The sequence below is a fragment of the Methanosarcina horonobensis HB-1 = JCM 15518 genome (assembly GCF_000970285.1).
GTDB lineage: Archaea > Halobacteriota > Methanosarcinia > Methanosarcinales > Methanosarcinaceae > Methanosarcina > Methanosarcina horonobensis.
The window spans coordinates 3337454-3350321 of sequence record NZ_CP009516.1; the positions used below are offsets into that span (position 1 = coordinate 3337454).

Genomic DNA, 12868 nt, shown 5'->3' on the forward strand with positions numbered 1-12868 from the left:
ATACAGAAATTTAAAGGAGTAAACATGATCCCTAGAAAAGCATTTATGACAAAAGGTACCGGGGTCCATAAGGACAGATTAGCATCCTTTGAACTTGCATTGAGGGATGCAAAAATAGAGAAATACAACCTTGTGAGCGTATCAAGTATTCTGCCTCCCAATTGCAGACTTGTGTCCAAAGAGGAAGGTCTTGCGGAACTTAGACCTGGTGCAATTGTCCATTGTGTTCTTGCAAGAAACGATACTAACGAACCTCACCGCCTGATGGCGTCAGCTATAGGAACTGCCGTGCCTGTGAATGAGGAAAATTACGGATACATTTCAGAACATCACTCTTTTGGAGAAGAAGAAATAATTGCCGGAGAGTATGCCGAAGACCTGGCTGCAACAATGCTGGCAACAACCCTCGGTATCGAGTTCGACGCAGAGATGGCATGGCATGAGAGAGAACAGGTATACAAGGCAAGCGGGCATATCTTCGACACCTTCAACATCTGCCAGACTGCAAAAGGCGACAAGGACGGAAAGTGGACTACGGTAGTAGCTGCCATGGTCTTTGTTACAAGTAAATGTTGAAAGGCGAGCCTCCCTTATCCTCATACTCCCGCTCTTCAGCAGTGGGCTTTTTTTTTCTATTTTTTGCTACTCCTTAAGTAAGTAGTATAATGCTATTGAATTAACCAATCCTGAGCCAAAGACTCAAGGATTTTTCTAACATTTTGGCGATCAAAGCACCGTCCTGAACTCGCGTTCCGCTTCCTGTAGCTTACCGAGTTCAAAAAAGAGATTTCCATAGTTGCAGTGGGTGCTGATATGTTCGGGTTCAAGTTCAAGAGCCCGTATGTACCGGCTCTCTGCTTCAGGTTTTCTCCCAAGCTCGAAAAGGACAATTCCCTGGTTGCAGAGAGAATTAACATGTCCGAGATCAAGCTTCAGGGCTTCATCAAAATCCTGAAGAGCGGTTTCCTTCCTTCCAATGAAATAAGCAAGAACTCCGGAAAGGAAATAGGCCTCAATCTACTGTTCTCCTTCTTCCAGGAGGGCGACGGCTTTCAAAAACACGTATTCTTCCCTGAACATTCCCTTTGAGTCACATATCTTTGCGATGTTCAGGAGAAGTCGGGAGAAACTCCGTTTTTCCTTGAAAACTGGACTGAAAACTCAACCCCTGCGTCGGGCTCACCCTCGTTTTTCCTGACCGATTCCACAACATTAAAAACAAGTTTATTAATTATGTCCAGATCCATAAAAACCAATTCCCTTAAAAAGTTTCTGAGAAAAAGCTTCAGCTTTCTCCTTATTTATCCACTGTTTTCAGCCGATAAACACTTTATTATATAATTCGGATTCAAGATAAGAGTTTCAAAAAAGTTATAGCCTGATCTTTGTATCTCCCTAATTCAAGATAGCACAGATAATTTTCAATAACAATATTGTTATTTCCGAAATCTGGCAACCTATCCACGAAGTTACATTGAAGACTATATACATGAAAATATTGCCTAATTTATTCATTCCTTTTACAAATATATCTGCAATATCCACAAGAATGCAGGGTATAATATCTGCTGTAGAATGCTTATTATTTTTTTTAAGTGTTGTGAACATAATTGCAAGAGAGATATTAGAGCCAGAATATATAACTATTTGAAAATTATCAATCATTACAAATTCATTAATATAATACAGTTTGAAAAGGATTTAAGTAAATAACTGGTAGAAAAAAAGGTAATATCATAGGCTTAAGAATAAAATTAAAGAAAAAGAGAAAAAAGAGGGAGTAAATAATTTAAAAATAAATTAACCTGTGTTCCCATCACTCTACAAAATAAATCATCTCGTTGGGAGTTCGGGTCAGCTCATTACTTTCTATCCCGGACTGAATGAGTTTCTCTATTCTGTCCCATGTGTTTTTGCGGGTTGTTTTAATTCCCAGTACCCTGGAGGTCTGGACTATCAGGTCTTCCATAGGGGTTGAGTACTGGTTGGTAAGGACAAAACGGACAGCTTCTTTTATCTCTTCGTCGCAAATCCATTCTATCTTTGCATATGATTCGGCATCACGTCTGCGTAAAAGGTCTGCAGGTCCTGATAGAGGCCAGCAAAATTCTCCTCTTACCTGAATTTTTCCCAGACCTTCGGCCAATGCTATGGAGTCAAGTATTCTCTGTTTGATTTTGTTGAGCATGCGGGGAAGTCCTGTGTGAGACCTTATTCTCTGGAGTATTTCCTCCGAATGAATGGGACCTTCGCATTCCACTATTTTTATAACTGCATCCTCCAGTTGCGAGTCAGAGATTTCGGAAAGGTCTGCTGACTGCGGGAGTCCGGAGGAGAGGCAAACCCTGTAAGAGGGCACAAGAGCTTCAAGGGAATTTCCTTTTCCTGACAGCTTTTCATCCCCATCTTTCACATTCTCAGGGGAATCGGGTTCGGTTATTTCTGAATTGTTAGCCTCAAGCATTAAGCCGAAACCGGATTTTAGTTCATCCTGAGGATCACTGCCGTGCAAGGCTTCAGATTCAAGTTCAGACTCAGATTTAAGTCCTGACCCGTCTTTAATTTCGTTTTCAATTTTCGTTTTATTTTCAATCCCAGGTCCGGGTCTGGCTTTCAATTCGGCTATGTTTCCAGACTCAATTTCAGTTTCAGGTTTTACTTCAGGTTCGGATTCAATTTCAGGTTCAGAACCCCATTCAAGGTAAGGATAGTCGTCTTCTTCCGGGTCCTCAGGTTCAGAGAAGCCTCCAGACCCGTAAATATAAGCAAACTCGTTAATCTTCCTGCCTCTTCGCTTCTTTTCCGAGCCAGCACTGAAATCAATCTCAGGGTAAGCCTGGAAAAAGTTTATTTTTTCAGGTTCAGGCTCAGGAATGAGGTCCGGTTCGTCTTCCATATCGGATTCGATATCCGAGCGCGGGTCAACACTGAACTTAAGAAGTTTTGACTTCTTTGTCCTTCTGACAGGTCTGTTTCTGGAGTTTTCGTCAGCCAGTGTAGCCAGAGACTCGGCTTTAAAAGTCATTTCGGGAAGGAAATCAGCTCCTGAAGAAGTCGAAACTCCTTTTTCCGGCCCTGAGAAGATATTCTGATAAGCTTCTTCATTTACTGCTTCGTCTTCGTACTCCCCATACTCTTCCGGTTCCTCTTCGTATGTTTCTTCCGGTTCCTCTTCTTCTGCTTCTTCAAGGGGAATTTTAGAGATACCTTTCTTTTTAGGCGAGAACTCGACTTCAACTTTCCTCACAAATGGTGAATTTCCCAAAATATTTTCTGAAAGAAAATCCAGCTCAAGGGAAGTTTCCTTCAGAGGCGTGGTCTCGGAAGCCTTTACTTCTGATTCTTTAAAGGAACCGCCTTCTGCAGGTAAAACCAGGCTGGCAGCAGGACCGACATTTATCTCATATGTTTTGGCGGTTTTTGCCCAGGCCGAAGGTTCGTTTATTGTTACAGCCGCAGGCTCGGGTTCGGATTTTGCCTGCAGTTTTGCCTGCTTGACAGCTTCCTTTACGGTTTCAAGCAGTTTTTCCCTGCATTCTTTTGGATGGAGATACCAATCCGTAGACCAGACCCTGTATATTTTCCAGCCCAGCCCTTCGAGCACCTGCTGGCGCAAACGGTCGCGGTCCCTTGCAACAGGTGAGGAATGGTAATCTGCTCCGTCGCACTCGATCCCGAGCACATACCTTCCTGGATGACGCGGGTCAGGGACTGCAAGGTCGAGCCTGTACCCGGCACACCCGATCTGTCTGTGGACTTCACACCCGTTTTCAGTCAGGAACTCGGAGACCGCCTCTTCGAAAGGAGACTCAAGCTCCTGCCTGCCGCAAGAAGGAGCAGGAAGCGTGCCGCTCTCGGCAAACTCGAGGAATACTTTGAGAGCTTTGAGCCCGAAAGATGAATTTTCGTCAAGGGGCAGGTCTTTTGAAGTAAAGTTTGAAAATACAACGCATTTTTCCCTTGCCCTTGTTATAAGCACATTCAGGCGACGTTCTCCTCCGTCCCGGTTAAGAGGTCCGAAGTTAAGGGAAAGTTTCCTGTTGCTGTCAAAGCCGTAACCTACGCTCAGCAGAATTACATCCCTTTCATCACCCTGGATGGTTTCGAGGTTCTTTACGAAAAAGTGTTCACCCCTTTCATTTCCTGAGTTCAGGTCAACGCCAGGGTTTGCTTTCTGGAGGGCTTCGATCTCATCCAGGATAGCCTCCTGCTGCTTAATATTGAAAGTGCCGACCCCAAGGCTTTTTCCCGGATACTTCTGGAAGTGTTCGAACACTGTCCTGGCAACAGCCCTTGCCTCTATCCTGTTTGCCCCGCTCTTGCCCCTGTCATAAGCAGCATCCGGAAGATAAACGAATTTTAACCCGAGGCTTTCATCTTTCTGCATCGGCGAGGGGTAAACATAGAGGCGGTTATCGTAAAATTCCTGATTAGAGATTGCAATCAGGGACTCATGCCTGCTCCTGTAGTGCCAGCGCAGGGTCTTTACCGGGAAGCTGCGTTTGCAGACGTTGAGGATACTTTCCATATCCCCTGCGGGTGTGTAATCTTCAGGCTCCTCTTCGTGAGAATCAACAACAGTATCGAAGAAATCGGTTGGAGGAAGCTGCTTTGAGTCTCCCATTACCACTACCTGTTTCCCGCGCAGGAGTGCTCCGACAGCGTCTTCCGGCCTGACCTGACTTGCCTCGTCAAAAATGATAACATCGAACCTTGTGCTCCTGGGGTCCAGGTATTGAGCAATGGAAAGCGGGCTCATGAGGAAGCAGGGCTTTATCTTCTGTATAAGGCTGCCTGCCTTTTTCATAAGGGTACGAATAGGCATATGCCCGCGTTTGCGGTTGAATTCGTTGAGCAGAATTCCGGCTTCAGAAGCTCTTGATGCTCCTGAGGTCAGTTTAGGGGCTTCTTCATAAGCAAAACACACAATTCTTTTCCTGTTCTCAAGCAGGACTTTTTTGTCAAGCTCTGTAAACTTGCTTATCTTGCCTTCATGCAGTTCCCGGATAAAAGCAGATAGATCGGGTCTTTCCCTGAAAGCCCTGTGTAGCATGCTTTCGGCATAATTTCCTTCAAAAGCAGGGATCATATCTTCGGGTTCTATTTTCCCGGCTTCTATGTCATCAAGCATGGGGGAAGCGAGCGTTTCAAGGCATGCCTGCCTGTATCCGAGATACTGGCTCCAGAAAACAAGGGAAGAGGTCTCATCTTTCCATTTAGTCACACGACTCTTTAACTGGCTGAGCTTTATAGCTTCAACATCTCCGAACATTTTCTCGAAGTCTGCTCCTATAAGAGTACCGAGTTTTTCAAGGGAGAGTATAAAAGCCTCTTTTGCAGCCAGAGTTTCATTTACTGTAAATTCGACGGACCCTGCGTCAACTCCACTACCTACCAGCCTTACTGACCTGTCGGTTAGAATGCCTTCTTTGATATGCCTGCGGAAAGGAACCATCCACTTACAATAATCTTCCAGCAAGGCAGGATCGCTTTCAAATCCCTTCCAGTACTCCCAGAAGAACTTCTTTCCGCTGATATCAGCTCCTTCAAGCTCAGCCCTGCGTGCCTTACACTCGGAAACGCAGGCAAGGTCGAGAAGGATTTTGCTGTCTTTTAAGGGTGCCCCTGAGATATAGCAGGCTGAGATTTCCTTTTTCAGTTTCCTGTACCTGGAGTTTAAAACGCTGAGCAGTTTTCCGGATATTTCCTTGAACTCCGAGGTATCGAGATCTAAAATTGAAGGGTGGAAAGTTTTATCCACAAAGGTTTTGAGTTCCCTGTACTGCCTGACCTTTGATACCAGAGCTTCGGCTTCTGATGTAAAAGCCTCGGAGTCCCATTCAGGGTTTTGAAGCAGTTTCTCAGGCAGGGGCTTTGATTTGCCGACAAGTTTTGCAGCTTCGGTTATGCTGGCAATGTCCTTAAGAGTCTGGGGCTTTGCGGTTGCAGAGAGGTCGTTAAGGTTTTTTATTGCCTTTTCAAGGTTTTCATACGCAAAAGCGCATTCGTCTGCAGCAGCTCCTATTTCCCCGAGATCAGAAGGAAGCACAAGTCCGGGCTCGCAGCCGTACCAGGTATTTTTCCGGACAGGACCGAGAGCCGGAAGTACCTGCCCCATTTTTTCCAGAATCGACTCAGCTTCGATCCAGGCCGCAGTTTCCCATGTTTCAGGGTCCTGAAACTTAAAACGGGGCATTTTCATGCCCTTTGATTCAAAGTAAATTCTGTTCTTTTCCTTTACCCCGTAGAGAGAATAAAGGCTTGGATAGATCTTTCCGGCAGGCTCCCTGAGAGTCTGTGCATAGCCGTTGAGCTCCCGTTTAAGTTTTTCAAGTTCATTAAGGTCTCTTTCAGCACTGATAGCAGGAGGTGCTGCCCGGTTAAGGGCTTTTTCCAGTTCTTCTAATACGGCTTTTTTCCTTGTCTGGTGGCTGTGAACCTCAAGGCAAAGCTCTCCCAATCCGGCATTATCGAGTCTGCTCTTCACCACCTGAAGGGCAGCCATCTTTTCACTAACAAAGAGTACGCTTTTGCCCTGCGCGAGCAGTTCTGCAATTGTGTTTGCAATGGTCTGGGACTTTCCTGTGCCCGGGGGCCCTTCCACAACAAGGTCTTTTCCGGCTTTCACGTCTTCAACGACTGCTATCTGGGAAGAGTCAGCATCCATTATATGGAAAGTATCTTTTGCCGAAAGTTTCAGATCGACCTCATCTTCCCGAAATCCCTGAACCTCACACTCAGGCTCGTCAGGGTTGAAGACTTTCTGGATAAGAGGATGCTCTGCAGGGGACATGTCCTCAGGCCAGGTTGCAGGGTCCAGATCTTTATACATAACGAATTTTCTGAAGTTGAAAAGGTCCAGGCAGACTTCAGGAATGACCTTCCATTCAGTTTTATCGCGAATTGCCCCACTCACTGTCCTGAAATATTCCTGTATCCCTGAAGCTTCTTCAGGTATCTCGAATTCAGGAATCTCTATCCCGAACTCTTTCATCTTAGCCTGAAGAGTGATGGAGGTGAAAACCTCGTCCCCTGTCCACTGAATGCTGAAGTTCCTGCCTTTTCCTATCCTTTTGAGCTCAACTGGAACAAGCACAAGTGGAGCCCTCGGGTTCTTTACCGCGGATTTGGTTTCACTCCACTGCAGGAAGCCCATTGCAAGATAAAGGACGGGATAACCCTGTTCTTCAAAAATAGAATTTGCCTGGTTATATACGTAAAATAATTTCCGATCAAGAGTCTCATTGTCATCCGGAGTATCAAGGAAAGGTTCGAAACGGGAGTTCTGCGGTCTATTTTTCTCTTCGGAAGTAAGGATTTTTCCAATTGTTTTCAGAAGTCTATTTTCGTTTTCCGAAGCATCGTCTTCTTCCCCGTCTTCAGCCTTTTTGCCTTTTTTGGGCCTGGTTTTAGTTGCCCTGAACTTCATTGACTTTTCCTGAAGAACAAAAAGATCATATACCTCCTCCGGACTTCTGCCCGTAATTGAAATTGTCCGTCTCGGGGAAGGGCGGTAATTGAGAAGGTTATTCCGAAGGGATAGATCAAGTAAATTCTGCCTTAGTGTTTCCAGTTCCTTAACTACGTCCACCATAAAATACCAGGCCCTGTTCAAATAATCAATAAAATATATTTGTAATACAGATAAGAATACAGAACATTTACTAATAAATTTTGCCATGTTCTGCCGGAGATTAAACTTCAAATCGGGCAGAAAACTTTACCGAAAGAGTGACGAAATCCTCAGGAAATCTCCTCAAACTCTGGAAGAATCTGGTTCCTTAAGAATACAACTGTAGAATATTGATATAAGAGTATAAAACACTTTACCAAACGGTTTTAATTCTATTATTGTGTTGATTTGCTCTTAGCTTTGTATATTCCTCTGAAAAAGGATTATGTAAGTGTGTATAAGTGGGTGTATATTAACTATTTGAAATTACATATACAATTACGGAAAATACATCTGAAATTATTTATCTGTTATTAGAATTTGTTGGTAGCTCCTGATTAATCGGTCGATATTACTCAAGACAGACTCGGTAAAGCGAATAACGTTGCACAATCTAACTTTGCACGATCAAAGATATTTTATCTCAATTCTTCGGCCCTCTTGGTGAAGCTTACTGTTATAACTTATAAATTAACCTTCTTGAGCAAAGCGGAGCGAGCAAAAAGGGCAGCGTATTCCAGAGATGCAACTCGGGTGTTTTAGCTTTCGTTTTTCCTTTCTTCCTCCAGGCTCATAAGAAGAGAACTCGCAAGAATAAGAACGCAGCCGATCAGAGTGCCTGTGGAAACCGGATCATTAAGAATCAAATACGCAAAGAAGATTGCACTTACCGGCTCAAGCAGGGAGATTACACTGGCGTTCTGAGCTTTCACGTGCTCAAGCCCTGTGAAATAGAGAATAGAGCCGATGGAGGTTATCATTATCCCTAGAAAGAGAAGGACAGGCAGGTTTTCAAGCAGGGCTGATGAAGACACCTGCAACATGAAAGGGAAGAGAATTACGAGAGTCACGCCTGTTGAAAGAAAAAGCTGTTCAAGACCTGAGTACTCATCCCTGAGATAACGTGAGGTCATGATTATGCAGGCGTAGAAAAAGCCTGAAAAAAGCCCCATCAGTACCCCAAACAAGTATCCTGAGCCGGCTTCTACCGTGCCTGGAATAAGATTTTGAGGACCCACGACTACCACTACCCCTGCGAGTGAGAGTACAAGGGCAGCAAGGCTTTTTGTGCTGATTTTTTCGTTGAGGATAACAGGGGCAATCAGCAGGACATAAAGAGGGGCTGTATAAAGCAAAAGCACTGACATTGAGACATTAGTAAAACTTACAGCCATGTAATAAGAAAGCAGGCCTCCGGCTTGCCAGGCTCCAAGAAGCAGCACAGCATTTATTTTTCTCCTGAGTTTTACTCCCAAGAGTTTTCCTCTTGCTCCCAGATAAATAGCAAGAACCAGAAAACCAAGAAGAAGCTGGCAAAAAACAACAGGTCCTGCAGCCATATTCTTTATGAACATAAAAAAGATTCCTGCAAACCCATAGATAACGGATGCGGCAATAACCTGAGCATTTGCTTTTATGTACCTGGACTCCATGATCTCCTCAAATAAGAGTCCTATTTAAATAAGACTTTCCCGAGTTTAATGAAAGTGTAGAAGGAAACTCTAATGGAACCATCATAACTCCACAACAGGATTACTGACTGTGATTATGGGATTGTGATTGGGATGTCAAGTTCAGGAAGAATTGACAATAATACAATATTAAACTGTGATAGAGGAATTATTTTAGGAGAAGATTGTAATGTTGACGACATAATCAACAATACAGTAATGTCCTGTGCAGAATGCGGGATTTTTGCTCAGGAAAACAACGGCGTTAAACGGGATCTACAACAATTATTTTAACAATAGTCTAAACGTAAGGTTTGGACCTGGAGCAGGGGGAAATATCTGGAACAATTCACCTGCTTCAGGCACTAATATTGCAGGTGGCCCTTCCATTGGAGGCAACTTCTGGGCAAAACCGGATGGGACCGGGTTCTCCCAGGTCTGCGTAGAAAACCCTTTTTGAAGTTTGTAAGGATTGAAAACATAAAGTTACATACCTACAGTCGATCATACAGCCACTTTTTTATGTTAAGGAAGAATCAAGCTGAGGTACCTTATCCTTCACGCCAAGCACTCTCACAATAACCATGCTGATCTCAAAAAAGACGATCATCGGAACTGCTACCATGACCTGGCTCAGTACATCAGGAGGAGTAATCACAGCTCCTGCAAACAGGAAGACGATATAAATGTGCTTGCGATAGGTCACAAGGGTGCTGTACTGTATAAAACCGTTCCGGGTCAGGAAAGTGAGCACTATAGGGAGCTCAAAGATCAGCCCGAAAAGAGCCGTGCCTGCAGCTGCAAACGAAATGAACTTGAAGATAGAGTAGGTCGCAGTTACCCCTGAGCCTGCCGCGTTCAGATAGAGGTAGTCCAGAAAGAGGGGCAGCATAAAGAAGTAGGCATACGAAGCCCCGAGGACAAACATTATGAGAGCAGCCCCACTCAGGAGTACAGCCTGACTCTTTCCTATCCGTATCGGGTTTCTGAAAGAAAAGCGCCTCGATACAGCCCGGTAAGCATAAAATGCAATAAAGGGAAGGGCAAGAAGCAGCCCTATTATAAACGAGAGCTTGAGCTTCAACATCATTACTTCGAGAGGGGATACATACACAAGTTTCGCACCCTCGGGCAGGAGGTCCTCTTTCATTCTTTCAATTAGCGGACCCGTAAACTGGAAAGAAAGGGCAACACCTGCAAAAAGGACTGCAGCAACTACAGTCAGTTTTTTCCGCAGGGTCAGCAGAATTACACTTAAATTCTCAATTGCTTCAGACATATGGAGTACCTATCCGGCAAAGAAGGAACCGGTTTCCTTAAGGAACTGATTATTCCGTTATATGTTTTTACTACGCTGGGCATGGCAAATGCAAGATTTCAGATCAGGCATTCTATTTCAAGCTTTGCGTTTTCTGTACTATATTTTTCTGTGATATATTATAATTGTGCGGCTGCAGTAACTGTGATTATTTTTGTGATTATTTTGCCGAACTATAATTGTAGTTATTTAAATCATGTTTTAATTATGTAAATATTAAGGGCGGTAAATATATATCTTGGAGATATAGTTCTAGGGTATCCTTCGTAGGAATATCCAGAGCAATCGCCGCATCCGGTGTATATGGATGCGCTGGATATCCATCACGAGAACACGGAATACGGTGTAATAAGATGTTCCGATATTAATATATTTATTTAAATGCAGTGTAAGAGAAATCAGATGGAAATCCCTGACCGAAAATTAAATAGAAAAAGTAGAAAAACTGGGAAGATTAGATAAAAACCATGAACTCTCATAATACCGGAAACCAGCCCCCTGATGCCAGAAACAAAAATAAGGGAAATACTAACACTTATTCTTCCGGGGTTCCCGGGGATATAGAAGAACCCCTTATGGCTCACCTCTATGAGCTCAGGAACCGGCTTGCTGTAGTCCTTGTCTGGCTTTTTCTGGCAATGCTGGTTGCATATCCTTTCTCTGAAAAAGGAATGCTGCTGGTCTGGAAAGAGTTCATAAGCCCTGAACTTGACATGGCGGTGTACTCTCCTCTTGAATGGATCTTTGCCCGACTCAAGCTCTGCCTTGTCTTTGCACTTGCGGTATCTATCCCGCAGTTCTTCTACCAGCTCTACAGGTTTGCAGGCAAAGGGCTTTACCCGCATGAGAAACGCTTTTTCCTGAAAGTTGTCCCTGCCTCGTTCCTGCTATTTATTCTGGGATCTGCCCTGGGCTATTTCATTGTCCTGCCTGTAATGTTCAGGTACGTTATTTTCTATTCTGGGGATGTGGCTTCAGCCCAGCTTTCCGTGCAAAATACCCTTTCAGCCGTGACAACAATCCTTGCGGGCTTCGGAGTTGTGTTCCAGGCTCCTCTCCTTGTGGTGTTTGCCGTAAAAATGGGGCTTATAAAGTATCAAACCCTCAAAAAACAGAGGATACTGGTTTACAGCGCAATTGTAACACTCTCGCTGTTCCTTTCTCCTGACCCTACTTTCATTGCACAGATCCTGGTTGCACTTCTGCTTGTAGTACTTTTTGAGTTCAGCCTGCTGCTGGTGAGATTATTTTAATGGACTCTGAAAATCTAACGGTTACCTTATGTAGAAAGCCCTCAACCCAGGTGATCTTCAGACAGCAGTCTTCCTGTACGGTTTCCATATAGTTTCCACATAAAACCTGTCTACCCTGCTTTTTGCAAGAACTTTTATATTTGGTTGTTGATAATAGCCGACAATGATAGGTTCAACTGAACTGCTTGCAATCCTGATCGCTGCTCTCTTTCTTTTTGGGCCCAGGAAGCTCCCCGAACTTGCACGGTCTCTTGGAAGTGCTGTAGGGGAGTTCAAGAAAGCACAGAGAGCCGCCGAACTGGAGTTAACCACTTTCGACTCATACACCCGGAAAACAGGATATGAAGCTGCTGCCGGGACAAAAGAGGAAGAAAAGAAAAAGGAAGATCCAGGCACTAAGATCCGGGCAAGCGGCAGCCTTGAAGATTCCCTGGAAGCCAGACCTTCCATTCCAGAAAAAGAAAATTTCGAGGCTTCCGACACCAGCGGAAAAACCCCGGAAAACTAAAGTTTGCAGTACAGGTTCAAAGTTTCAACTACTTAGTGGGAATGTTTCAATTAATGGTTGGAACTAAAAGAGATGTTGGAACTAAAAGAGATTATACACTCTGGAGTTAATGAGAATAGTATATACATATATAGATAAAAATACAACAAATAATAAATTAAAAATAAAAGGCTTATATAGTAGAAGTAAATCCTCATTCTCTACTAAACAGCAGTTATTTAACATAATTTTGTTCTGCTAAAAGTATTATAATAGTCATTAATCTACTACAATTAGTGATTAATCTACTGACAAATAATTACTGATAAACTTAAAAACACCAGAAAAAGGTAAGATTCGAGGTATAGATATGTTTGGCGGGGTAGGTCCCACAGAACTGATACTTATATTAGCAGTAGTTATGCTCCTGTTTGGGGCAAGCAAACTCCCGGAACTTGCGCGGTCCATGGGAAGTTCGGTGGGAGAATTCAAAAAAGCCCAGAAAGAATCCGAACAGAACCTGAAGGATTTTGAGAAATCCTTAAAGGAACCCGTAGCCCCAAAGACCAAGGTACAGGAAACAGCTGAAAAACTCGGGCTTGACATAAGAGGCAAGACTGACGACCAGCTACTTGAAGAGATCCAGAGATCCGCGGAAAAGCCAAAAGAGGTCTCCGAGCCCTGAAA

The 12868-nt window shown here is 43.9% G+C and carries 12 protein-coding genes; 7 read left to right on the plus strand and 5 right to left on the minus strand.

Going from position 1 to position 12868, the window contains the following annotated elements; translation table 11 throughout:
• Window positions 1-24: 24 nt before the first annotated feature.
• Complete coding sequence (locus tag MSHOH_RS14625; protein WP_048143516.1) at window positions 25-576, plus strand: pyruvoyl-dependent arginine decarboxylase; 552 nt, start codon at window positions 25-27, stop codon at window positions 574-576.
• Window positions 577-726: 150 nt separating this feature from the next.
• Here MSHOH_RS14625 and MSHOH_RS25295 read toward each other — a convergent pair whose 3' ends face one another.
• Together MSHOH_RS25295 and MSHOH_RS25300 are read right to left on the minus strand one after the other, a co-directional pair.
• Window positions 727-1017, minus strand: a complete 291-nt coding sequence (locus MSHOH_RS25295) for a tetratricopeptide repeat protein (RefSeq protein WP_338037944.1) — start codon at window positions 1015-1017, stop codon at window positions 727-729.
• Between the two features lie 92 nt (window positions 1018-1109).
• Window positions 1110-1247 (minus strand): hypothetical protein, encoded by a 138-nt coding sequence (locus MSHOH_RS25300; protein ID WP_239450990.1) that lies wholly within the window; start codon window positions 1245-1247, stop codon window positions 1110-1112.
• A 242-nt stretch (window positions 1248-1489) separates the two neighbouring features.
• On the opposite strand from MSHOH_RS25300, the gene MSHOH_RS23945 reads away from it, so the two are divergent.
• Window positions 1490-1651, plus strand: coding sequence for a hypothetical protein (locus MSHOH_RS23945; protein ID WP_158024193.1), 162 nt, complete (start codon window positions 1490-1492; stop codon window positions 1649-1651).
• Between the two features lie 165 nt (window positions 1652-1816).
• On the opposite strand, the gene MSHOH_RS14640 is transcribed toward MSHOH_RS23945, so the two are convergent.
• Both MSHOH_RS14640 and MSHOH_RS22935 read right to left on the minus strand, forming a co-directional pair.
• Window positions 1817-7594, minus strand: coding sequence for a DUF3320 domain-containing protein (locus tag MSHOH_RS14640; RefSeq protein WP_048140708.1), 5778 nt, complete (start codon window positions 7592-7594; stop codon window positions 1817-1819).
• Window positions 7595-8211: 617 nt separating this feature from the next.
• Window positions 8212-9105 carry a DMT family transporter gene (locus MSHOH_RS22935; RefSeq protein ID WP_082089367.1) on the minus strand — a complete coding sequence of 298 codons (894 nt, stop codon included), beginning with the start codon at window positions 9103-9105 and terminating at the stop codon, window positions 8212-8214.
• A gap of 99 nt (window positions 9106-9204) precedes the next feature.
• Here MSHOH_RS22935 and MSHOH_RS25305 point away from each other — a divergent pair, with 99 nt between their 5' ends.
• Together MSHOH_RS25305 and MSHOH_RS25310 are read left to right on the plus strand one after the other, a co-directional pair.
• On the plus strand, window positions 9205-9417 hold the full coding sequence (locus MSHOH_RS25305; RefSeq protein ID WP_275425586.1) for a NosD domain-containing protein: 213 nt from the start codon (window positions 9205-9207) through the stop codon (window positions 9415-9417).
• Window positions 9368-9583 (plus strand): NosD domain-containing protein, encoded by a 216-nt coding sequence (locus MSHOH_RS25310; RefSeq protein ID WP_048140711.1) that lies wholly within the window; start codon window positions 9368-9370, stop codon window positions 9581-9583. The genes MSHOH_RS25305 and MSHOH_RS25310 overlap by 50 nt, the downstream gene beginning before the upstream one ends.
• Window positions 9584-9643: 60 nt before the next feature.
• Here the strand turns inward: MSHOH_RS25310 and tatC (MSHOH_RS14655) are convergent, their stop codons facing one another.
• Entirely contained in the window at window positions 9644-10402 is a 759-nt protein-coding gene (gene tatC, locus MSHOH_RS14655; RefSeq protein WP_048140713.1) for a Sec-independent protein translocase TatC, read from the minus strand.
• A 506-nt stretch (window positions 10403-10908) separates the two neighbouring features.
• Here tatC (MSHOH_RS14655) and tatC (MSHOH_RS14665) point away from each other — a divergent pair.
• From tatC (MSHOH_RS14665) to MSHOH_RS14675, 3 genes are all read left to right on the plus strand, one after another.
• Window positions 10909-11694 carry a twin-arginine translocase subunit TatC gene (gene tatC, locus MSHOH_RS14665; RefSeq protein WP_048140718.1) on the plus strand — a complete coding sequence of 262 codons (786 nt, stop codon included), beginning with the start codon at window positions 10909-10911 and terminating at the stop codon, window positions 11692-11694.
• Window positions 11695-11857: 163 nt separating this feature from the next.
• Window positions 11858-12202: a Sec-independent protein translocase subunit TatA/TatB gene (locus MSHOH_RS14670; RefSeq protein ID WP_048140720.1), complete on the plus strand. Its 345-nt coding sequence runs from the start codon at window positions 11858-11860 to the stop codon at window positions 12200-12202.
• Window positions 12203-12551: 349 nt separating this feature from the next.
• Window positions 12552-12866, plus strand: a complete 315-nt coding sequence (locus MSHOH_RS14675; RefSeq protein WP_048140722.1) for a twin-arginine translocase TatA/TatE family subunit — start codon at window positions 12552-12554, stop codon at window positions 12864-12866.
• Window positions 12867-12868 lie beyond the last annotated feature (2 nt).

What these genes read in the sequence shown, in the direction of transcription:
- MSHOH_RS14625 (WP_048143516.1), top strand. Translation starts at nt 25, where the DNA reads ATGATCCCTAGAAAAGCATTTATGACAAAAGGTACCGGGGTCCATAAG.
- MSHOH_RS25300 (WP_239450990.1), bottom strand. Translation starts at nt 1,247, where the DNA reads ATGGATCTGGACATAATTAATAAACTTGTTTTTAATGTTGTGGAATCG.
- MSHOH_RS23945 (WP_158024193.1), top strand. Translation starts at nt 1,490, where the DNA reads ATGAAAATATTGCCTAATTTATTCATTCCTTTTACAAATATATCTGCA.
- MSHOH_RS14640 (WP_048140708.1), bottom strand. Translation starts at nt 7,594, where the DNA reads ATGGTGGACGTAGTTAAGGAACTGGAAACACTAAGGCAGAATTTACTT.
- MSHOH_RS22935 (WP_082089367.1), bottom strand. Translation starts at nt 9,105, where the DNA reads ATGGAGTCCAGGTACATAAAAGCAAATGCTCAGGTTATTGCCGCATCC.
- tatC (WP_048140713.1), bottom strand. Translation starts at nt 10,402, where the DNA reads ATGTCTGAAGCAATTGAGAATTTAAGTGTAATTCTGCTGACCCTGCGG.
- tatC (WP_048140718.1), top strand. Translation starts at nt 10,909, where the DNA reads ATGAACTCTCATAATACCGGAAACCAGCCCCCTGATGCCAGAAACAAA.
- MSHOH_RS14670 (WP_048140720.1), top strand. Translation starts at nt 11,858, where the DNA reads ATGATAGGTTCAACTGAACTGCTTGCAATCCTGATCGCTGCTCTCTTT.
- MSHOH_RS14675 (WP_048140722.1), top strand. Translation starts at nt 12,552, where the DNA reads ATGTTTGGCGGGGTAGGTCCCACAGAACTGATACTTATATTAGCAGTA.